We start from the raw sequence: 22,126 nt of genomic DNA, 5'->3' as shown, positions 1-22,126 counted from the left end.
TCACCTATGCTGCATCATAATTCTTCTCTTTGCTTTCCGAGGGATTTTTTTCAATTTTGTGTATGTTGTCAGAATACTCCCTCTTTTTGAGGGAAGCCATTTTTTAGTTACCAGACGACTTCGCTCCCATTGCAATGACTTCCGAACATGTAAAGTGCCTCATTATAGGTTCAGGCCCGGCCGGTTACACAGCAGCTATTTATGCAGCACGTGCCAATGTCCAACCTGTTTTATATCAGGGTGGGCAACCCGGTGGCCAGCTCACCATCACTACCGAAGTAGATAATTTCCCAGGCTATCCCAATGGCGTACAGGGCCCGCAGATGATGCAGGACCTTGAAGCGCAGGCCCGCCGGTTTGGTACCGATATCCGGTATGGCATGGTTACGAAAGTTGTGTTCACCGACCAGCCCAGCCTCGACAACCCGCACCGTGCTATCGTCGACGACAAACACGAAATCACTGCTGATTCCATTATTATTTCAACGGGCGCATCGGCCAAATGGCTTGGGCTTCCCTCCGAAATGCGGCTCAACGGCCGAGGTGTGTCGGCCTGCGCCGTATGCGATGGATTCTTCTTCCGTGGTCAGGATGTGGCCATTGTGGGTGCCGGTGATACGGCTGCCGAAGAAGCAAGCTACCTGGCCAACATTTGCCGGAAAGTGTATATGCTGGTTCGCCGGGACGAAATGCGGGCATCGCAATTCATGCAGAAACGCGTTAAGACGGCTCACAACATCGAAATTCTGTACAACACCTCTACCGAAGAAGTGCTGGGCGATGAAGATGTAACGGGCGTGCGGGTAAAGAACAGCGAAACGGGCGAAGAACGGATTTTAGATGTAACCGGCTTCTTTGTTGCCATTGGTCACAAACCCAATACCGATATTTTCCAGGACTACCTTGAGTTGGATGAAAATGGTTATATCATCACCGAAAAAGGCAGTACCCGAACCAACATACCCGGTGTTTTTGCCTGTGGTGACGCGCAGGATAACATCTACCGCCAGGCAGTGACCGCAGCCGGAACAGGCTGTATGGCCGCCCTCGACGCTGAACGTTACCTGGTCACCCTTGAAATGCAGGGAGAAGAAATTGTTCATTAACAAAACCAGTCGTTAGTTACTGGTTATTCGTTACTGATCATTAGTCATTAACCAATAGCTATTGGCCAGCAACGAATAACCAGTAACTAGCGAACTTATTTACGTACAATGAGAGAAACCGCTACACGGTGGCTTTTGGCCATTGGGTGCTTGTGTTTGACCGTAACGACACAGGCCCAGGAGCGCGGGCGATTTAAAAATAACCTGCGCATTACGCCTAAAACGGGCTCGAACCCAAATTTCCCGGTCGTCGAACAGCCGCAAAAAGCGGACGACCAATTCGAGCAGGAAGCAACACAACTGCGCTTTAACAGCCAGTTTGAGCCGAAAAAAGAATTAAACCCGGTTGTCAGTGAAGACACCAGTCAAATTGATCAGGGTGAAACCAGTGTTGTTGAAGTCATTGACTCTGTACTCGTTGGTACGGAATGGGTTAAAATAGCGGATTATTACGCCGTTTGGGATTCGCGCACCATCGACCCCTACAACATTAACCCCCTCGAATTTGACGAAGCCATAGACATCAAGCTGTACGACCCACCCGCCAACCGATTTTGGTCGCCCCCACTTAACGAAGGAAAAATGACTTCGAATTTCGGGTATCGCTGGGGTCGCTGGCATACCGGAACAGACCTCGACCTGGAAACCGGTGATCCGGTCTACTCTGCGTTTGATGGTATTGTCCGTATTGTCGGCTGGGACGGCAATGGGTATGGACGCTATGTGCTGGTTCGGCATTATAATGGGCTTGAAACGCTTTACGGACACATGTCCAAACAAACCGTTGAGCAGGGGCAATTGGTGAAAGCGGGTGACCAGCTTGGCCTGGGTGGTAGCACAGGACGCAGTTCCGGCCCTCACCTTCACTTTGAGACCCGGTATGAAGGCAACCCCTTTAGCCCGTTAAACATCTATTCATTCCCGGAAAACAAAATTAACTCCGATCACTTTCTGCTGACAGGCTCTGTTTGGGACTACCTTCGGGGTCGTGCGTCTTCATCAGAAAGTAGCTTCAAGCCCCGGTTTAAGCGAACAGTGCTGCACCGCGTACGGTCCGGCGAAACCCTAAGCTCCATTGCTGACCGCTATGGCATGTCGGTTACGTCGTTGACACGAAAAAACCACATGTCAGCCCGTACACGCATTCGACCTGGGCAGAAACTCCGGGTGCATTAAGCGTACTAGTCAAAAAGCGCCATCGGCCATGTCTAGGTGATATGGCCGATGGCGCTTTTTGACTAGGCTCACAGCAAAATCAGCAGCCACCACTATCATAACCTAATCCGGCATGAAATCATTAGTCTATTTAAGCAGCCTGCTTATCTTCTTAAACTGCTTCAGCAATGAAAAGTCGGTCGCGTCAACAGGAATAGCTCTGGTCGGGATTACGGCATCAAATCAATCCGTAAAACCCGAACAAACGTCTTCGACTAGGGCTATGTCCGGCGCAAAACCCACGCTTCCGTCCGGTAAATGGACCTACGAAAAGAAAGTAGTCGATAAGTCCGGGAGCACTGTCTACAAGGCGTCAATTACCTCGCCAACACCGTTGACCTTTTCGTTCCCCTATGCCGGTGGTTCGGTGGCAACGCTCACAATCCGGCATAAGGAGGACGATAACTTTCTGTACCTGGAAATATCCCGTGGTCAGTTCAACCGAACCTTTCAGGGCGGCAATGCGCGGATTGCCTTCGACAACCAACCAGCCCGTAACTATCCCTTTTCGGCCGCTGAAAATGGTCGGGCAAACATCATCTTTTTCGACGATGCTGCGAAATTGATATCTCTAATGAAGAAAGCGCAGCGAATGACCATCAACGTCGAGTTCTACGCTCAGGGACGCCGAACGATCGACTTTAGCACTGCCACCCTAGCCTGGAATCACTAAGCTCCAATCTCCAATTCTCCTCCCGAACCATTGCCGAAAGCCGGAGGTTATGTCTTCTCAGGAGAAGTTAAGGCCTTACCCTTGACTTAATACGACAGTGGAGCAGACAATCTTACTCATTACCCCGCCCTTTACTCAGTTAAATACCCCCTATCCGGCAACGGCTTATTTAAAAGGATTTTTACAAACGAAGGGAGTAACCGCCTTTCAGGCCGATTTAGGTATTGAGGTGATTCTGGCCCTGTTTTCGACAAAGGGCTTATCGGCGCTGTTTGCTCAGCTCGACGCTGCCGACGCTGAGTTGTCGGATAATAGCTATCGAATCTGCCAGTTGCAGCATGACTATATCAGCACAATTGGCCCTGTAATCCGGTTTCTGCAAAACAAAAATCCGACCCTGGCGCATAACATTTGTGACCGGACGTACCTTCCAGAAGCGTCGCGCTTTGCTCAGTTGGAAGAACTGGACTGGGCTTTCGGGACGATGGGGCTACACGATAAAGCCCGTCATTTGGCCACGCTGTATCTCGAAGATCTGAGCGATCTCATTCAGGAAGCCGTCGATCCCCATTTTGGTTTCAGCCGGTATGCCGAACGATTGGGCCGGTCTGCTACGCATTTTGATGAGTTACACAATGCGCTGCAAGCACCTTATACCTGGGTATCCTCAAGGCTGGTCGACTTGCTGGAACAGAAGATTCAGCAAGTTAGACCCACTATCGTTTGCCTAACAGTACCCTTTCCGGGTAATCTGTATGGTGCTTTAACGTGTGGTCACTACCTCAAACAGCACCATCCGGACATAAAAATTGTCATGGGCGGGGGCTATGCCAATACGGAACTTCGATCGCTGACAGAGCCCCGCGTTTTTGATTATGTCGACTTTATCTGCCTCGACGATGGTGAAGCCCCGCTCATAACCTTGCTTGAACATTTGTCCGGTCAGCGCGGGTTACCGCAGCTGAAGCGCGTGTTTGCCCGCACAAATGGCGTTGTCACCTACTATAACGGTGCCCCGGAAAAGGATGTAGCCCAACGAGAAACAGGCACACCCAATTACCGCGATTTACCGCTGCACGATTATCTGTCAGTTATTGAAGTTGTTAACCCCATGCACCGACTCTGGAGCGACGGCCGCTGGAACAAACTGACGCTGGCCCATGGCTGCTACTGGGGCAAATGTTCATTCTGCGACATAACGCTCGACTACATCAAGCGGTACGAGCCTGTGACCGCTTCGCTCCTGTGCGATCGAATCGAGGAGATCATCGAGCAAACCGGTCAAACCGGGTTTCATTTTGTGGATGAAGCGGCACCACCCGCGCTGATGCGTGACCTGGCACTGGAAATTATTCGCCGGAAACTTACCGTGACCTGGTGGACCAACATCCGGTTTGAAGTAAGCTTTACCCCCGATCTGTGTGCTTTGCTGAAAGCGTCGGGCTGCATTGCCGTATCGGGCGGACTGGAAGTTGCCTCCGACCGATTGCTGGAGCGGATGAAAAAGGGCGTTACCGTAGCGCAGGTCGCCCGGGTTGCCGATGCCTTTACACAAGCCGGTATTATGGTGCACGCTTACCTGATGTATGGCTTTCCAACACAAACCATGCAGGAAACCATCGACTCGCTGGAAATGGTAAGGCAGTTATTCATGAATGGCATTGTTCAGTCGGGTTTCTGGCACCGCTTCGCCATGACCGCCCACAGCCCGGTTGGCGTTGACCCCGCCGGGTTCGACGTGATGCGTATCGGACCCGCTGAACCGGGGAGCCGACTGGATGTTTTTGCAGACAACGATCTGGAACACGCTGACCCTACGGGGGCAGATCACGACCAGTTTGCCGAAGGGTTACGGAAATCGTTGTTCAACTACATGCATGACGTGGGTTTCGACCTGCCTTTGCAGAAGTGGTTTCCGTTTAAAATTCCGGTTACGTCCATTCCACCCCGTTATATCGAAAAGGCAATCAGCCAACAATCAGATAAAGCCTCCCGCTCAAACGCGTTTGTAATCTGGCCGGGAAATCTGCCCACTCTGGAAATTTTTGAGTTGCAGCAGGGCCGGAAGGTATTCCAAATGGCCGAACTGGAGTTTTATAGTAAACAGGGGCACTGGCTGCTCGAAACAACCGTCGAAACCGGGCAATGGCTTGTCGATACGCTGCCCCTACTCTCAATCAGGCAGTCGGAGCCCTGTTCGCTCGCCAGCTTAAAGGCTCATTACGAAGCCAGCCATTCCGACAGCTTTGACACCTTTACACGATCCTCGGTCTGGGCAAAACTTCGGGAACAGGGAATGCTGCTTGTCTGAGCAAATCTCACCCCCGTAAGGTGGCCCCCGACTTGATCGCTACCGGTGAGCCATCGGCCAGAAAAACGGAATGCGGATGCTGTTCGAAGAACGGGACGAACTCGGCACCGTATAGTTTGGCAACATCGCACCGAACCTCGTAGTCCCGCACCGGATAGATCAACCAGGGAATATGAACAACCTCATACTCCGACGTTCGGCTTTCGCCTTTCTTCAGCGACGACCGCCGGGTATACCCCCAGTAATGCTCGGTAATGAAGGCTTCTTCACTTCCCTTTACCAACGGATGACCCGCTGTATCGGCCTTAACCTCAATGAAATTCCAGTCGGCGCCCACTTTCCAGTCGTACCGAATTCGTTGGGTATCGGCGGCCACCTCCCAGGAATGGCGCATGGCATGGGTAGCGTAGGGTTCCCCATAGAGGGTATTTGCCACTAGTGATATAGCTGGTTTGGGCACAATCTCTTTCACAAAGACGACGCCCCGTTTCCAGCCGTCCTCCGACTTCCGCCGTACGTAAAAACGCAGGTTAAATTCCTCGAACTCCCGGTGAAACGGCACAGCCAGCGCACCAAACAGTTTAACCCGCTGAAAATAAAACCCAACCAGACTACCGTAACAAACCCCGTTAAACTCATCCAGCTCCGTTCCGTAAGGAACAAGCGGCTCAAGAACCCGGCGGTCGATGGCATAATTAGCAAAAATCAAATTCCGCCATTCGGCAGTCAGGAATGTAAACGCCATAGAAAAGCCAGGGTTAGTTGATGAACGGGAGCCTCTTTAATTGATCCCTACTACACGCAAAACAGCAGTTTTCCGGAAGTAACGATCGCACAAAAATAGGTTTCAAACAGGTTTTTTTACTGATTTTAAACTTTGAGAAATAAAAATAGGTATATAGTTCTCGTTTTTTGTTAACTTTTCACTGCGTTTCGTAAACGGCTTGTTAAGCGCTTTATCGATGAGCTTGGACGAAGAAATAGCGATTTGTCAATTTGGGCAAGGCATCTCCTTAGTTAATGAGTTGCAGAGCCACTTTGTACACCTGGATGATGAATTGAAAAAGATATATCTCTATGAACTATATGATCTGATACGACAACTAAATCCGTTGGAAGCTGATCTTGACCGCGCCCTGGCGGATAGCCCTTTAGACGCCAGCTACACGCCCAGTGTCAACCTGAAGTCTGGCTGGTTAAACCTGGAAAGATCAACGCTCAAGAAGTTGGAGGAAGAAAGAAACTTTATATTCCTGCTCTATCTCTATAAAACAACCTACAAACGTAATTATATACTCAATCAGGATAACGCTACGGCCTGGCAGTATCAGGATTTGTCCAAACCGGAGGTCGTACAGAACATACTGACAACCCACCATAACTTACTGGAAACAATTTATAATGATCCCAGCTATCGGACTGAGTTTTTGAGCTTAGCCAAACTATGGCATGACCAGTTCAACTTCCGGGACCCAAACCAGCCTGAACCCACACCGAGCCGTGCCAATCAGTTTCATTTTCTTGATTATGATGAACTGGTAACAGCCTCACTCAATATGTTTTCACTGAAAACTATGCGTTCGAGTGTGATACTGCGTCACTCCCTCGAAAAAGCATTATCGATACAACACAAAATAGATTCACAACGGGCGAAACGACTTGTGATCGAAATAGCCAGGAGACATTTACGAGAAAAATACAATTCAACATCCAATTACTAAGATTAGCTACAGAACTTTGTAACGCCAGGCGTGTCTGAACAGGTCTGACTGATCGACAAATACCATATATCCGTAACTCTATGCGTGTGTACATTTACCTATTCTTATGTCTTACCGGTAGTACCGTGGGCTTTGCTCAGGACAGGATCATAACGAAAGAAAACGACAAAATCCCCGGAAAAATCACCTCAGCCTCCAGTCACCTTATCCGTTTTCTGAACCGCTTTACCAATCAGCCCGACTCTATTGCTACAGGGCTTGTTCAGGAGTTTCGCTACAATGATGATTCGCTGCGGGTTCTGGTGATTCCAGAAGTAGACCGGAATCAGTTTTCGAGCCTTACCCCGGGTGAATTTATGGAGGCTATCTATTTCACGGATTATGCCATGCTGCTACAATCGAAAACCGTACGGTACGATCTGTCATTTACATCTCCCCAAACGGGTAAGGGCAGTCGGTTAACGCCCGAATCGAGAACTAAATTAGCCGCCTGGGCTACTACGTTCAGAGCCCACCCCGAACTTTCGTTTACGATTACGCTCTATTGGGATTCGGTTGGCGCTGCGGCTTCTAATCAGCTTAACGCCAAGAATCGGGCTAACGCATTACGTACTTTTCTGCATTCGAGGGGTATACCGCCTGGTAATATAACCATTACTACGCAGGGAAAAGCAGAATCCGCTGGTGGAAAACTTACCCCTAAACACGGGATTGAATTTAGGTGTAGCGCAGTAAAAGGCATAGCTATCCTTTATGCAGCCCCTTACATACCTTCCCAACGGCCAGAACGGCCTCGTTCTGCCCCAAGTCAGACGCAAGCTTCGGTTCAGGCTCCTGTTTCATCGCCTGTGCCACTTACTCAGACCTATACGCCCAGTGAGCCGGTGCGATCACAACCAGCATCACCAAAGAGGTACAGCATTACGGCTTATGCTGAGGGGTTATATACCTTTCAGACCCTATCAGGAGATTGGGTTGATCCGAACATAGGGCCGGGCGTTCTTCAGGGCTTTGGCGGAGGGCTGTTCTACACGTATTACCTGAGACCACGCATTGGCTTAACGGCACAGATTGGCTACTCCACATGGACTGTCCGCAGGCGATATCTCAATGAGAAAGAGGTAGTTATGTTCACCAATGATCAGGTTTTAGGTCGGTTTTCGACTCAGATCGGTGTTCGTCTTTACGCCAAATCGGCGGTTTATATCCAACCGATGGTGGGTGGTCAACAACTAACACTGACGAGCCAAAACTCAGAAACTCACCCATACGGTGTTAATAAACAAGTCTTCAAATCATTCTTAGGTACTGTTGGCGGTTCAGTAGGTTATGAGATCCGACGGCAAAGCTTATTGATAGATGTAGCCGCTCAGTACTATTTAATCCCCAACAAGGCGTTTGCTGGTGTTACGCAGCCATTGCATTTTTTCGGACTTCGCATAGGCATCGGCTACCGGCCACAAAATCAATAGTTCAGACAAAAAAGCGTCCCGCGTCAACTTTACATGAAATATAATTTACACCTCCGTACTTGTTTACCGCCTGGTTCACCACAGCGGTTTTCCATCCTGCTTGTTTGTATAATCGGTATAGCTATCAGCAGTTGTCGGCGAATCATTGACCTACCCGTCGCGAGCCTGAATGCCAAGCCCTCGGCGGCAGCAACAGCCAGTCTTTCAACCAGTTCTACCGGTCTCGAAAAGCTTACTTTTTCGGTAGATGTATTCGTTGTTGACAAAAATGGGCGACTCATCACCGGCCTGCAACCGTCTAACTTTAAGATCATCAATACCGTCACGAATTTGTATGAACTCATTGATGTGTCAACGTCTAACCTGACGTCTAAACCGGGCGGCTATTCGGCCATGTTACTACTCGACCAAACCGGGAGTATCAGCACAACCGATCCATTTAACCTGCGGATCGAAGCCAGCAAAATCTTTTTGAACAACCTTGGTACGGATGATTATACAGGTTTAACGAGCTTCACCTCTAGCTATACCAGCGTAGTAAAAGTGCACAGCGGGTTTACCAACAAGACGGAACAGATGAAGAAATCACTGGATACACTGGCACTAAATGTCAGCGGAGGTACTCCCCTCTATACCTCAACCATTCAATCTGTTACGTATACGGCACAGAAAGGTCCAACAGCAAATAAAGCGGTTATCGTGTTTACCGATGGCGAAAACAATGTGACGACGAATACACTGGAGGATGCAACGACAAAAGCCATTCAACAAAAGATTCCCCTTTTCACGGTAGGCCTGAGTACCGATGTGAATGTTAACGTGCTGGCTCAGATGGCAAACGAAACCAGTGGTGCTTTTTTTTACGCAAAAGATGCCGGGCAGTTAATCTCAACGTTCGGCACGCTGGGAAACTTACTACAGGGGCAGGGACAAGTTTACCGCACCACCTGGTCGGTTACGAGGACCGGTAGTAAATGGGCGACTGGTCAGGTAATATCAACAACCATATACGTAACTCTCTTCGATGGGACGGTTATTGAAGTGCCCTTCTGGTTAAAAGTAAAGTGAGTTCAACATCAAAAAAGGATGACTCGAAAGAGTCATCCTTTTTTGTTAACGGGGGTTTTGGCTGGAGAAAACCAATAGAACCTTACTTCTGTTCGTATTTGTCTTTATACGTCTTGTAGAGCCGCTTATGCCGGTCATCGAGGTTTACTTTCCGGCCCTGAATGAACACGTGCTCGATCACGTTGGTGCGCATGTCCAGAGCATCGCCAGCCGATACGAACAAGGTGGCCTGCTTTCCTTTTTCAAGCGTGCCGACCAGGGTATCGATACCCAGAATCTTGGCCGTATTAGACGTCACCATCTTTAAGGCTTCTTCGCGATCCGTAACGCCAAAACCGGCCGCTGTTCCGGCCAGAAACGGCAGGTTGCGTGTCCGCCACCACTCATCAGCATAACTCAGGCTAACCAGAATACCGGCTTTTTGTAAAATACCCGGCATACGATAGGGTAAATCCACATCTTCATCTTCGCGGTTGGGTAATCGGTGGAGACCGCTCAGGATAACAGGCACATTGTTGTCTTTCAAAAATGAAGTTACACGATTGGCTTCTTCGCCCCCAACAATTACCACTTTCTGAACACCCGCCGATTTAGCGAAGGTTACCGCTTCGATGATGTCTTTACCATAATCGGCCCGGATGTACAGGTTCAGTTTTCCCGAGAACAAGCCGCGCATGGCCTCCAGCTTCAGGTTCATGACAGCGGGGGTCGGCGAGGCAGCATACGCTTTTGCATCGGCGAAAGTTGCCTGCAAAGCATCAATGGCTGGTCCGCGCTTATCGTTTTTCTTAACGACTGTTGTGAAGTCTTCGAAGTTGAAATCACGGGCAAAGTAGTTCGGCCAGTTGAGCCAGATACCATCATCTTTCTTCAGGGCGGCATCTTCCCAGTTCCAACCGTCGGCCATCATGACACTCGAACTCCCCGAAACAGTACCCCCCTGGGGCATTGCCTGAGTTACCAGAACGCCGTTGTTCCGAATGGTAGGAATAATTTCCGAGTCCGTATTGTAGGCAATCAACGCCCGGATGTTGGGGTTCAAAATGCCGATTTCCTGCTTGTCGACCGTGGCCCGAACAGCACCGGTTTCCTGCAAACCCACCGTCGACGCCGGTGAGATAATGCCCGGATACACGTGCTTACCCGACACATCGACAACGTCAACATCAGTCAGATTCAGTTTAACGAGGGTGCCATCAACCACGTTTGTGATCAACCCGTTGCTGAACAGCACAATGCCATTGGGAATCAACTGCCCGGTGCCTACATGTACCGTACCGCCCATGAGGGCAATGGTTTTGGTCTGCGGTTTCGCCGGGGCGGGGTTCTGACCAAAGCTCATGAGCGAGGCCAGCGTGAATATAGAAACTAAGATTTTTTTCATAATTGTTTGCTCAAACCGTCAGCTTATTTCCCTTCTTCTCCTTCGGCCATTACGCCTTCAACATCTTCGCAATGCCACATCCGGGCCCGGCGGGGCATGGGACGGGTGGTCGATGCACCGCTGGCTTTAGCCGTCAGCATCTTCTGGATAATGCGGGCCCGTTCGCCCTGCATCTGCTCGCGTTTCTGATCTTCGTCCTTAAGGCTGAAATAAACGGCGCCATCGATCATCGTCATTTCAGGACGAGCGTAAATAGCCAGCGGATTTGCGTTCCAGAGTACCAGATCGGCGTCTTTACCGGCTTTAACACTACCCAGATTCGCATCCAGGTGAAGCAGTTTAGCCGGGTTGAGGGTTACCATTTTCCAGGCATCTTCTTCACTCAGTCCGCCGTATTCGACCGTTTTAGCTGCTTCCTGGTTCAGGCGACGGGCCATTTCGGCATCATCCGAGTTGATTGATACGGTAACGCCCTGCCGATGCATGAGCGCGGCATTGTATGGAATGGCATCGTGTACTTCCATTTTATAGGCCCACCAGTCGGCAAAAGACGAGCCGCCTGCGCCGTGCTTCGCCATTTTGTCGGCCAATTTGTAGCCTTCCAGAATGTGCGTGAACGTGTTGACTTTGAAATGCAGCGAATCCGCTACTTTGAGCAGCATGTTGATTTCCGACTGCACATAGGAGTGACACGTAATGAAGCGTTTGTTGGCCAAAATTTCAGCCAGGGCGTCGAGTTCAATATCCCGGCGGGGCATGAGCGCCGTTGCCTTCTCCTTGGCGTTCAGCTTGTTGTAAGCTGCCCAACCCGCTGCATATTCTTTGGCGCGGGTGAAATGGTCCATAAACACCTGCTCAACACCCATGCGCGATTGTGGGAACCGGGTAAGTACACCGGGATTGGGATAATTGGCCTGTTTGACGTTTTCACCAAGCGCAAACTTGATAAATCCATCCGCTCCTTTGATGAGCATATTCTCCGGCGATTCGCCCCACTTCAGTTTCACAATAGCTGACTGCCCGCCAATGGCGTTGGCCGAGCCGTGCAGCAGTTGCGAGGTCGTGACACCACCCGCCAGTTGTCGATAGATATTAATGTCTTCCGGATTGATTACGTCCGACATCCGAACCTCCGCCGAACTCGACTGCCCACCTTCGTTGATGGATAGTAACGCAATGTGCGAGTGTTCGTCGATGATGCCGTTGGTCAGGTGTTTACCGGTTCCGTCAACCACCTTGACATTGGCCGGAGCCGTCAAGCTTTTGCCCACTTTAGAAATTTTGCCATCGGTGATCAGCACATCGGCATTAGTCAAAACCCCCTCCTTTTCGTTAGTCCAGACCGTTGCATTACGAATCAGTACCGCTTCGGCTTTGGGCTTCTGGGCATTACCCATACCGACGAACGGATAAAGTATACTGCTTACCGCTGTAGTTGCTGTTGTGCTGGTTGTAGAGGTCGATGTTACCGAAGTCGTCCGTGGGCTATCTACAGCTTTTACCGCCGTCCAGGTGATCATTTTACCGTCCGGCGATTCGCCGTCTCCTTTCAGATTCGTTGGCGAGGTTCGGTAGCCCGTTAAGCGAATGGTGCCGGGTTTGCGCTTATCAAGTTGAATCTGCATCGAAATCAGGTCGCCACTAATGGCAACTTTTGGGGTTATCTTAACGGTATCAGCTTGAATCTGATACTCGGGCTTATCGGCCGATTTACCGGTGATGTTTAGCCTGAGGTTCGATTGGGAGCCCACCGTTAGATTCCAGGTTCCGCGTAGGTCCACCAGATCCTTGTTGTTCACGATGTACTGTTTGCCCTGCAACCAGTTTTCGTAGATGATATTATCGGTACTGAACAGATTACCTGAGGTGATGATGAAGTTCGCCAGCCGTCCTTTCTGTAACGTACCAACGAGATCATCGACGCGGATTAGTTTGGCGGGTACGGTAGTCAGGGCTTCGAGGGCTTTTTGTTCGGGCAGACCATTTTCAATGGCTTTCCGCAGATTTGTCCAGAAATCAGCTTTATTCCGAAGTCCCGCTGTTGTCAGCGCAAACGGAATATTGGCAGCAGCCAGTCGTCCGGCGTTTGTGGGTGCCATTTCCCAGTGTTTCAGTTCGGCTAGCGACACGTTGTCTGCATCCCAGGCATCTTCCACATCGTAGGGCTGCGGGAAGTTCAAGGGAACAATGAGCGACGCCCCTGTTGCCTTCACCTCATCGAGCCGCTGGTATTCATCGCCCGTACTGCGGATGATGTACTGGATACCAAATTCATCCCCGATTTTATCGGCGCGAACAATACCCAGTTTGTCATTGGCCTCAAAGATGGCGGGTAACGCCAGATTCCGGGTCAACGCATTGAGCGACATATTGGCCTGCTCTTTACTGCCCGACCGCTTGTACCAATCGGCATCATACATTGCCTGACGCAGCAGGGCAACAACCCCCATCATGGAGTTAGGGTACTGCTGACCAGACGTTCCCTTGCTGAACGAGTAATGCGCGGTTGCACCGGGCTTCAGCATGAGCGTATTTTCCCGATCATCGGCCAGCGCGACCAGCGATCCTGTACCGCGGGCAATGCCATCGTGCGGATGGGTGAGCACGGCGCCAAAACCCAGTTTCCGCAACTCATCGGCTTTGGTGGGGTTGGCTTTGAAGAGCACACTGGCTTCATTTTCGGGCTGGATAGCCTGATTCCAGTAATAGGCACCTTTCTTGTTCGACTCGTACTGCGGTACACCACCACGGCCACCACCGGCACTACGGGTAACTTCCGGCATCCCGTAATCGGAATCAATGTCGATCAGACCGGGGTAGATACGTTTTCCTTTTAAATCGGTCGTTACGGTTCCGGCGGGTATGTTTACCGACGCACCCACGGCCTCAACGCGCCCATTCCGAATAAGCAGCGTGGCGTTTTGGAGGGTAGTTTGTGGATCGACAACAATGGTTGCATTGGTAAAGGCATACATGCCCGGTCGTTCATCATAGACACCATTTCGCGGAAAGGTCGTCTGAGCTATAGCAGAATACGTCAGACCAGCCGCAAAAATTGCTGCCAGAAAATGTTTTGTCATGAACTTGTTTGGTTAGCTGATGTTTGGGGTTAACTCTCAAAAATACGGAAACTAATCGTGCCGTTTGCCCCTTTGCCCAAATAATATTTTGCCTTACACCACACATACGCGGTATTTTTAAGCGAAAAAACTGTATTTTAGCCAAAAAGATCATCCATTTATTATGCGCTCCATTTTTATCCTCCTGAGCCTGTTGGCTTCTACCCTGCCGCTTCTCGCGCAGGAGCAAGCCGAGTACATGAACCAGACCACCCGAGATCGGATCAACTTTGCCAATCTGAATATCAATAATAACGCTACTCTTTTTTCGATTAAAGGTCCCGCAGGTACATTACTGGGTACCCCTTATCTGGATACAACCTGGCAAGCAGGCAATGTAAAATTTTACAATAAAGTAGGCATGTCCCTGACAACCGACTCCCTTGCCGGTGTACCGGTCCGGCTCGATTTACTGGCCAATGAAGTCGATGTAAGGGCAAATGCAACCAGTATCAAAGCCGTCAAGGTAAGTGCCGTTCGTTACGTTGACATGAACAACGCCTATGGGTCGGTCAGTCGGTTTATCAACGTGCAGGAATTTCAATCCGAAGGCCAGTCGCTTACCGGCTTTTTTGAACAGATCGTAGCAGGAAAATTAGGTCTGCTGCTTCACCCATCCGTTCATATTCAGAAAGGAAATTATAACGTAGCCATGAATGTAGGCAGCAAAGATGATCAACTCATCAAAAAGATGGATTGGTACGTGGCCCGTGGCAGGCAGACGGTTAAGTTTTCGCCGGGCAAGAAGACCGTCCTTGAACTTATGGCCGACAAGAAAGAACAGATGGATACATTTCTTAAGGACAAAAAGCCTGATTTAAAAACCAGAGAAGGGCTTTTTGCTACGTTCGCTTATTACAACACGTTGTAGACGGGTTTAGTCAGTTCGGCATAAGGCGGTCTGCAGTGGTTTCGGCTTTACCGGCCGACCCGCCTTTATCCATGCTATGCTAAAAGACAAAACGGGTACGCTCCGTTTTAAGCGTTTTCTCCTCCAATGAGCATCTTTTTTCAAATAGAACCTAAATAATTATCCAACGGGCAATTATTTGGCAACCAGAGCCGATTTTAAGTATTAATCAGTCAGCAATTCGGTAAATACTTAATAACAAATACTTAGTTCTATTCTATACATCACCTATAATTACTCTCCTGTATTTATAGTAATTCCGGCAATTAAAAACGAATTAATTCACACACCAAATAGATAATATAATTTTACTTATTCAAAATATTATTCCGCTATTACTAATAATATCAAAATAAGAGACTGATATAATCATCAATCACAGATTATTTTTTATAAGCTAGTAGCTGATTAGTTTTAGGCGGAAGAGGTACTCTTTCTTTAACCTAACACTAATCATTTATGAGAAACTTTATATGTCTGGGTCTGCTCTTGATATGTGCACTCAGCATGGCTGCCCGGGCGCAGGATCGGCGAATTATTGGCAAAGTAACATCAGCCGAAGACGGCTCTCCACTACCCGGCGTTTCGGTAGTCCTGAAAGGAACAACAAAGGGCACGTCAACGGATGCGGGGGGCATTTTCGACATTTCGGTACAGTCTACCAAGGGCACTACGCTTGTCTTCAGCTTTGTTGGTGTAGCTACGCAGGAAATACTGGTCGGCAATCAGTCAGAGCTAAACGTCAGTATGGTATCCGACTCCCGCTTACTGACCGAAGTGGTTGTTACGGGTAGCGGGGTAGCTACCAGTAAAGCCAAGCTAGGTATTGCGGTCGAAAGTGTATCGGCTAAAGACCTGCCCCAGACCCCTACCGCATCCATCGATCAGGCATTGGTCGGTAAAATTCCCGGTGCCCAGATATCCTCTACAAGCGGAAACCCCGGCGATCCGGTCAATATTCTCCTGCGCGGTATCAACAGCGTACAGGGCGGAACTAAACCCCTCATCATGGTCGATGGCGTTCAGATAGCCTCTACCGACATTAACTCGCTTGATCTTAGCAATGTTGACCGGGTAGAGGTAGTCCAAGGCGCGGCCTCAGCCTCCATTTACGGCGCCCAGGGGGCCAACGGTGTTATTCAGGTCTTTACCAAGAAAGGTAAAAAAGGGCGTACGGCGATCAATTTCTCAACCAGTTATTCGGCAAATGAATTTCTGAACACAGGCAACGTACACAAAGCCCAACTGCATCCCTATTTGACCGATGCCAATAATAATATTGTCGATACACAGGGGAATATACTTGATTACACGCAATACGGCGCGATCGAGGGCATTTCCTATCAGTATGGTGGGGCAACCCGCTACGCCATTCAGGATATCCGGAACGTAGCTGACAAGCCATACAATGCCAACCTGAATTATTACGATCACTTTAAGCAGGTGTTTCAAACCGGCAGCACGACTAACAATACGATCAATATGTCGGGAGCGTCGGAAAAAAGTGATTTTAACATTGCAGCCGCAAACAATCATACGACCTCGCCGATCTTGACGAAGGAAAACGGCTATATTGACCGTAGTAACCTGTCGGCCAACATCGGCACCGAACTCTTCAGAGGGTTTACTATTCGGTCAACGACTCAGTTGGTTTATACCAAAAATACCCTTAAACCAGGACTGGGGGCCAGCTATGGCCCTCTGAACGGCGGCAATGGGCTGGTGGGTTCGGTCTACTCGTTCCTGAATACATCCCCCTTCTTCGACCTGACCCGCAAACTGGCCGACGGTACCTATCCGGTGTACCCAACAGCTGACTTTCTGAGCATTAATGCCGGTAATCCCTATTATCAGGCAACGTATACGGACGCCATCAATAACAAGATTGACGTTCTTCAGAATTTCAATGCCAATTATAAGGTCAATAAATACCTTGAACTCGACGCCAAATACGGCATCAACTACCGAAACGAGACCGCCCGCTGGACGTACTTTAACCAATCTCAAAATACCAGTTCGGAGTATTATCAGTCGTGGTCGAGCAACTACGCTCCGGACAACAAGGGCGAAATTGACAATTTTCAGTACAACAATACCTTTCAAAACTTTCTGGGTACAGCCTTTATCCGAACGGATTTTCAGGACGATTTTCACTCCAAGCTGCCTATTCAAACCAGCACCCAGATTTCGTTCGATTACCGTAAGAACAAGTCAAACCGGTACGACACCTATGGCTTAAGCCTGAGTACGGCCCCACCTTACAACGTTGCGGCAACGTCCTCACAGGCGGTGGCGTTCGATATTGTTACGCCCTTTATCACCTATGGTTATCTGGTGAATCAGAAAGTAGATTTTGGCGACTATGGTGGCATTACGGCCGGTTTTCGGAGCGACTGGTCATCGGCATTCGGGGGCGGGTCTACGCCGTTCACATTCCCGCACTTTGATGCGCACGTAGCCCCGTTAACGTTTTTCAAGAACAGCGGCTTGTCCAATACGCTACCTTATTTCAAGCTACGGGCAGCCTACGGCGAAGCGGGTATTCAGCCGGGAGCGTTTGACCGCTACCCCGTCCTGAGCCAGCGCAACCTGGGCACGGGTCTGATATATACCGTTCCAACAACCACCCAGAATCCGAATTTAAAGGTAGAAGTATCGAAGGAGTTTGAAGTGGGGACCGATTTCACCCTTGGTGGGAATGCCGGTCGGTCGTGGCTGAACTCGCTTTCGGGGTCGTTTACTTACTGGAAACGCTCCAGCGAAAACGTGATCTATACAGTTAGTGTACCGCCATCGCTGGGCTCAACGGGACAGTTGACGAACGCCATCGACATGTCATCAAATGGAGTCCAGTTTTCATTAACCCTGCCCGTTTATAATTCGAAGGGGTTGAAGTGGGATTTCACAACCAACTTTGGCCATCAGATTTCTAAAATTGATGCCATTTCGGGTGGTGCCGATATCATCCTGACCTCAAACGCCGGCAGTACGGCGCTGGTGTTGACGGCCGGGCAGCCAATCGGTCAGGTATACGGTTACAAGACCCTGACCAGTATGGACTTCACCAACCAGGAGGGGGTTAAGTATATAACCGATGCCAATCGAGCCAATTACACCATGGTTGGTAACTACGTTGTTGATAAGACAACCTATCAGCCGCAGTTCACCAACGAAACGTATCCACTGATGAATCCGAACCCGAAATTCAACGCGTCGTTCATCAACGGCTTGAGTTTCAAAAACTACCTGACTCTGAACGTCCAGTTCGACTGGGTGTATGGCAGTCACCTATACAACCAGACGAAAGAGTGGATGTACAGAGATGGTATTCATGGTGATTTTAGCAATCCGATAACCATAGACGGCAAAACGGGGGCGTTTACGGCCTACTATGCCGGTGCGTATTATGGCTTATGGGGAAGCACTCGGGGGGCGGGTAACAACGCAACGAAAGATTTTTTTGTAGAAGATGCCTCGTTTGTCCGCCTACGCAACATTTCACTGGCCTTCGATCTGGCGAAAGTGGTTCAGTTGCCCTACTTCAACAGAGCACAGATTGTGTTTACGGGGCGTAACCTGCTAACGTTCACGAAATACACGGGCTATGACCCCGAAATTAGCTCGGGTACGTCGAACTCTTCATTCGATCGTGGTGTCGACCACAGTACCCTGCCTAACATTAAATCGTACCAGGTGGGTCTGAATATCGGCTTTTAATTACTGACGTCATACGGTGTAGTGTACGATTCGCATTTCGATGCAAACGACTATGGCTAAGTCACTTATTACTTACAACTCAATTTTGCTTAAGATGAAACTCTTCCATAAAAATAAATTTCTTACCACGGCCTGTTTAACGGTAGCGCTCCTGAGTGGGGTATCCTGTAAAGAGCAACTGGACGTCGGGAACCCGAACGCGCCCACAACAGTGGCCAACGTCAATACTGAAGCGGGTATCATCTCGTTTGCCCAGGGTGGTGTGTATGTCAATGGTTTTTACAACGGGGACGACTGGCTGGGGAACAGCTATTTCTCGCTACCCTGGGGTTATAGCGAACTGATGGCGGATAACCTGGGAGCCGATGCCTCTAACAACCAGATTACCACCATTGGTGTACCCGATTATATTATTCTGGATGACGGCACCAAGGTAAGCAACCCATCTCCGCAGGTGAGCATTATCCGGTCTTACAACAGTCGTGCAGCCACGGGTGCAGGAAATAACCCGCTGTATTACCAATGGTTGAATATGTACGCGCTCAACAATGCCTGCAACCAAACGCTGGATCTGGTAGGCACCATTCCTTTTGCGGGCGATGCCGCCAGCCGCTCCAACACGATAAAAGCTTGGGCCTACTGGTGGAAAGGCTATGCGTATGCCTCTATCGGGTCGATGTATTACGCGGGCCTGATTGAAGACAAGGCGAGCGTGACCAATGGTGACTATGTACTGCACGATGCCATCATCAACCAATCCAATACCTATTACAACCTGGCCGCTACTACGCTGACCGCGATTACCAGCAACAGCGATTATCTGGAGGTTATTTCGCAGTTGATACCGGCGTTCACGCAGGTGGGCAACGGGGGCATTCCTACCATTGACATGTGGAAACGCAATATCAATACGATGCTGGCCCGAAACATTCTGGTCAACAAACTGGCGCCATTTGTGAACGGCAATCCGGCGGCCACCATTACCAAATCATCGACAACTGCCATGACCCCAGCCGACTGGAACAGCGTTCTGACGCTGGTTACTGCGGGAATTCAGCGGGGCGACATCGTGTTTACTGGCCGCAGTACCCCCTCCAACTTTTTCTTTTCGGCTTCTGGCGGAACAACGGCCGCGCTTACCACGGGGGTAAATACGTCGACTACCTTCAAGATCAGCGAGCGCTTCATTCAATCCTTCAATGCGGGCGATAAACGACTTACCAACAACTTCAACACCAACACGACTTACAAAAACAACTATACCTTCACAACCCGGTATAGTTTAACCGCCAATGGCAACGGCATGCCCGGCGTGTATGTATACGGTACCAAAGATGTTGGGGCTTATGAGCTTTACATTGCGGGTAGTTATGAAGAGAACCAACTCATGCTGGCCGAAGCCAACATCCGGCTCGGCAACATCGAAACCGGCCTTGGATATATTGATGCGGTCAGAACGTATCAGGGAGCAGGGGTAGCCACCGTAAAAGGAACCGGCTTAACGCTGCCCGGTGCGCTCACCGAACTGACCAAAGAACGACGAGTCGCTTTGTTTGGGCGGGGATTGGGTTTCTACGATAACCGGCGCTGGGGCTGGACGTACGACATCTCCGCTGGCGGGGGGAGCTACGGCAATACGCTGGTGACCACTGCGGGGGTAGTCAATAAGAATGTAACGATCAACTACAACTTCATGGATTACTGGGACGTACCCGCCGATGAAGCCGTATTAAATCCAACGACCTCCAGCGTGGCAACCCAAAACCCAAATTATTAGCCCTGAATCGGCTGCTTCACCCCGAATTATAACGGTTTGAGAACATAGCTTCATGTGGAGGCAGGTATACAAAAAGTCTGCCCGGCATACCTAAATAGGTATGCCGGGCAGACTTTTTGTATACCTCGCTAAACTTCAGGAGTACTCCTAGCAGCTTTCGGCTAAACTCATTTTTTGTACAGATAATCATTATCTTAGCCTGTACATCTGTGTAATGAATGCCGACGAAGGCCTTATAAATTAACCTGATTACAGATGCGCACTTTTTTTAATTCACCATTTTATACATCGGCAGACCTCAACTTACTCCCCTTCTAAAAAGTCACTCATGAAACCTGTTTCCAGTTTGTTGGTGGGTATTCTACTTATTTGGCTGTCAGCCCTTGTACATTGCCGGGCCATTCAACTACCGCTAACGGATACAACTTCCCTTAACGACGTGCCTAAGCCTAAGCCCGTTCAACAGCAGGACATTGCTGACCTTGTTAAACGATTGTATCCACAACTGCACATTCGTACGCACGATTCAGCCACTCTTGAGGAAGGTAAACGTTTTGTACTGGTCATTCCGCAGGTTGGTTACACACTACAGACCCGAGCCTTGGCAGCTGTACTAATCAACACTCCCTTTCGAATGGCAAACGCCAACATGTCGTCCATAACGGGCCAGCTTTCGTATACGCAAAACAAGCAGATTATATTGACGGCCCTATCCTCCGTCTGGATGCGAAACAATCAATTTCTGTGGACTAACGACTGGCGATTGATGCACTACCCACAGGCAACCTATGGTTTGGGCATGTATACAACCACAGACCGTGTCATTAACATGGATTACACTTACTTTAGATTTCACCAGAATCTACTACGCAGGCTAGCCCCCAGCTTATATGCTGGTTTAGGCTACAATCTCGACCTTCACTGGAATATATATAGTTATAACAGTCGGCGGGAAGTAACGCGCATTTCGCGGTATTCGGAAGGAATCGAGGGGCGGTCTGTTTCTTCAGGCCCTACGGTACATGTATTATACGACAATCGTCAAAATGCCATTAATCCCAGTGGCGGACTGCTTGTCAATGCCATGTTTCGAGCCAACATGCAATGGCTGGGTAGCGACCAGGGCTACCAGTCGGCCCTTCTGGAAGTTCGAAAATACGTCCATTTGCCCGGAAAGTCTGACAATATATTGGCCTTCTGGTCGTATAACGCCTTCACACTAAGCGGAAACCCGCCGTTTCTGGACATGCCTAGTACGGGTTGGGATAACACGGGCAATGTAGGCAGGGGATTCATTCAGGGGCGGTTCCGGGGCAAGAACCTCTTATACGCCGAAACCGAATATCGTTTTCATCTGACCGCCAATCGGCTATTGGGGGGAGTCGTTTTCGCCAATGCCCAAACCGTATCGGAACTGGCCAGCAGCCAATTTGAGAAGGTAGTTCCAGCCGTTGGTGGAGGCCTTCGGATTAAGATGAACAAGATATCGAGGACTAATCTCTCCGTCGATTACGGGTTCGGTTTTGACGGATCAAGCGGCCTTTTCTTTAATCTTGGCGAAGTTTTTTAAGACTTCATCAAGATTAAAGAAAAGACACTAACCAGTTGTGTCGGCTAAGTAATCTATGTGATCCCACACCTCTGTAAGGTATT

Annotated in this window: 14 protein-coding genes; 11 read left to right on the top strand and 3 right to left on the bottom strand. The window is 49.5% G+C overall.

Annotated elements, in window-relative coordinates; all coding sequences use genetic code 11:
• The first annotated feature begins 134 nt into the window (after positions 1–134).
• From trxB to NT073_RS16760, 4 genes are all read left to right on the top strand, one after another.
• Positions 135–1,106 (top strand): thioredoxin-disulfide reductase, encoded by a 972-nt coding sequence (gene trxB, locus NT073_RS16775; RefSeq protein WP_297375650.1) that lies wholly within the window; start codon positions 135–137, stop codon positions 1,104–1,106.
• A gap of 108 nt (positions 1,107–1,214) precedes the next feature.
• Positions 1,215–2,282 carry a peptidoglycan DD-metalloendopeptidase family protein gene (locus tag NT073_RS16770; RefSeq protein ID WP_297375648.1) on the top strand — a complete coding sequence of 356 codons (1,068 nt, stop codon included), beginning with the start codon at positions 1,215–1,217 and terminating at the stop codon, positions 2,280–2,282.
• Between the two features lie 112 nt (positions 2,283–2,394).
• Positions 2,395–2,994 carry a hypothetical protein gene (locus tag NT073_RS16765; RefSeq protein ID WP_297375646.1) on the top strand — a complete coding sequence of 200 codons (600 nt, stop codon included), beginning with the start codon at positions 2,395–2,397 and terminating at the stop codon, positions 2,992–2,994.
• Between the two features lie 97 nt (positions 2,995–3,091).
• On the top strand, positions 3,092–5,305 hold the full coding sequence (locus NT073_RS16760) for a radical SAM protein (RefSeq protein ID WP_297375644.1): 2,214 nt from the start codon (positions 3,092–3,094) through the stop codon (positions 5,303–5,305).
• Between the two features lie 7 nt (positions 5,306–5,312).
• Here the strand turns inward: NT073_RS16760 and NT073_RS16755 are convergent, their stop codons facing one another.
• Positions 5,313–6,050: a DUF2071 domain-containing protein gene (locus NT073_RS16755; RefSeq protein WP_297375642.1), complete on the bottom strand. Its 738-nt coding sequence runs from the start codon at positions 6,048–6,050 to the stop codon at positions 5,313–5,315.
• Between the two features lie 217 nt (positions 6,051–6,267).
• Between NT073_RS16755 and NT073_RS16750 the strand changes: the two genes are divergently transcribed.
• The 3 genes from NT073_RS16750 (at position 6,268) to NT073_RS16740 (ending at position 9,566) form a co-directional block, all read left to right on the top strand.
• Positions 6,268–7,026, top strand: coding sequence for a DUF5958 family protein (locus NT073_RS16750; protein ID WP_297375640.1), 759 nt, complete (start codon positions 6,268–6,270; stop codon positions 7,024–7,026).
• A gap of 80 nt (positions 7,027–7,106) precedes the next feature.
• Positions 7,107–8,498 (top strand): OmpA family protein, encoded by a 1,392-nt coding sequence (locus tag NT073_RS16745; protein ID WP_297375638.1) that lies wholly within the window; start codon positions 7,107–7,109, stop codon positions 8,496–8,498.
• Between the two features lie 33 nt (positions 8,499–8,531).
• A complete protein-coding gene (locus NT073_RS16740) occupies positions 8,532–9,566 on the top strand; it encodes a vWA domain-containing protein (protein ID WP_297375636.1) in 1,035 nt (344 codons plus the stop codon).
• An 82-nt stretch (positions 9,567–9,648) separates the two neighbouring features.
• Here the strand turns inward: NT073_RS16740 and NT073_RS16735 are convergent, their stop codons facing one another.
• On the bottom strand, positions 9,649–10,950 hold the full coding sequence (locus NT073_RS16735) for an amidohydrolase family protein (RefSeq protein WP_297375634.1): 1,302 nt from the start codon (positions 10,948–10,950) through the stop codon (positions 9,649–9,651).
• Between the two features lie 23 nt (positions 10,951–10,973).
• On the bottom strand, positions 10,974–14,030 hold the full coding sequence (locus NT073_RS16730; protein WP_297375632.1) for an amidohydrolase family protein: 3,057 nt from the start codon (positions 14,028–14,030) through the stop codon (positions 10,974–10,976).
• Positions 14,031–14,193: 163 nt separating this feature from the next.
• On the opposite strand from NT073_RS16730, the gene NT073_RS16725 reads away from it, so the two are divergent.
• The 4 genes from NT073_RS16725 to NT073_RS16710 all read left to right on the top strand — a co-directional run bounded on the left by NT073_RS16725 (position 14,194) and on the right by NT073_RS16710 (position 22,043).
• Positions 14,194–14,940 (top strand): hypothetical protein, encoded by a 747-nt coding sequence (locus NT073_RS16725; protein ID WP_297375630.1) that lies wholly within the window; start codon positions 14,194–14,196, stop codon positions 14,938–14,940.
• A 498-nt stretch (positions 14,941–15,438) separates the two neighbouring features.
• Entirely contained in the window at positions 15,439–18,696 is a 3,258-nt protein-coding gene (locus NT073_RS16720; protein ID WP_297375628.1) for a SusC/RagA family TonB-linked outer membrane protein, read from the top strand.
• A 94-nt stretch (positions 18,697–18,790) separates the two neighbouring features.
• The gene (locus tag NT073_RS16715; RefSeq protein ID WP_297375626.1) at positions 18,791–20,473 is read left to right on the top strand and encodes a RagB/SusD family nutrient uptake outer membrane protein; all 1,683 of its coding nucleotides are present in this window, start codon (positions 18,791–18,793) and stop codon (positions 20,471–20,473) included.
• A 328-nt stretch (positions 20,474–20,801) separates the two neighbouring features.
• Positions 20,802–22,043 (top strand): BamA/TamA family outer membrane protein, encoded by a 1,242-nt coding sequence (locus NT073_RS16710; RefSeq protein WP_297375624.1) that lies wholly within the window; start codon positions 20,802–20,804, stop codon positions 22,041–22,043.
• The last annotated feature ends 83 nt before the right edge of the window (positions 22,044–22,126 follow it).

This window comes from Spirosoma sp. (genome assembly GCF_026391055.1).
Lineage (GTDB): Bacteria > Bacteroidota > Bacteroidia > Cytophagales > Spirosomataceae > Spirosoma.
The sequence above is the reverse complement of the archived record's forward strand: the minus strand, read 5'-3'. Positions and strand labels throughout refer to the sequence as shown.

What these genes read in the sequence shown, in the direction of transcription:
- trxB (WP_297375650.1), top strand. Translation starts at nt 135, where the DNA reads ATGACTTCCGAACATGTAAAGTGCCTCATTATAGGTTCAGGCCCGGCC.
- NT073_RS16770 (WP_297375648.1), top strand. Translation starts at nt 1,215, where the DNA reads ATGAGAGAAACCGCTACACGGTGGCTTTTGGCCATTGGGTGCTTGTGT.
- NT073_RS16765 (WP_297375646.1), top strand. Translation starts at nt 2,395, where the DNA reads ATGAAATCATTAGTCTATTTAAGCAGCCTGCTTATCTTCTTAAACTGC.
- NT073_RS16755 (WP_297375642.1), bottom strand. Translation starts at nt 6,050, where the DNA reads ATGGCGTTTACATTCCTGACTGCCGAATGGCGGAATTTGATTTTTGCT.
- NT073_RS16750 (WP_297375640.1), top strand. Translation starts at nt 6,268, where the DNA reads ATGAGCTTGGACGAAGAAATAGCGATTTGTCAATTTGGGCAAGGCATC.
- NT073_RS16745 (WP_297375638.1), top strand. Translation starts at nt 7,107, where the DNA reads ATGCGTGTGTACATTTACCTATTCTTATGTCTTACCGGTAGTACCGTG.
- NT073_RS16740 (WP_297375636.1), top strand. Translation starts at nt 8,532, where the DNA reads ATGAAATATAATTTACACCTCCGTACTTGTTTACCGCCTGGTTCACCA.
- NT073_RS16735 (WP_297375634.1), bottom strand. Translation starts at nt 10,950, where the DNA reads ATGAAAAAAATCTTAGTTTCTATATTCACGCTGGCCTCGCTCATGAGC.
- NT073_RS16730 (WP_297375632.1), bottom strand. Translation starts at nt 14,030, where the DNA reads ATGACAAAACATTTTCTGGCAGCAATTTTTGCGGCTGGTCTGACGTAT.
- NT073_RS16725 (WP_297375630.1), top strand. Translation starts at nt 14,194, where the DNA reads ATGCGCTCCATTTTTATCCTCCTGAGCCTGTTGGCTTCTACCCTGCCG.
- NT073_RS16720 (WP_297375628.1), top strand. Translation starts at nt 15,439, where the DNA reads ATGAGAAACTTTATATGTCTGGGTCTGCTCTTGATATGTGCACTCAGC.
- NT073_RS16715 (WP_297375626.1), top strand. Translation starts at nt 18,791, where the DNA reads ATGAAACTCTTCCATAAAAATAAATTTCTTACCACGGCCTGTTTAACG.
- NT073_RS16710 (WP_297375624.1), top strand. Translation starts at nt 20,802, where the DNA reads ATGAAACCTGTTTCCAGTTTGTTGGTGGGTATTCTACTTATTTGGCTG.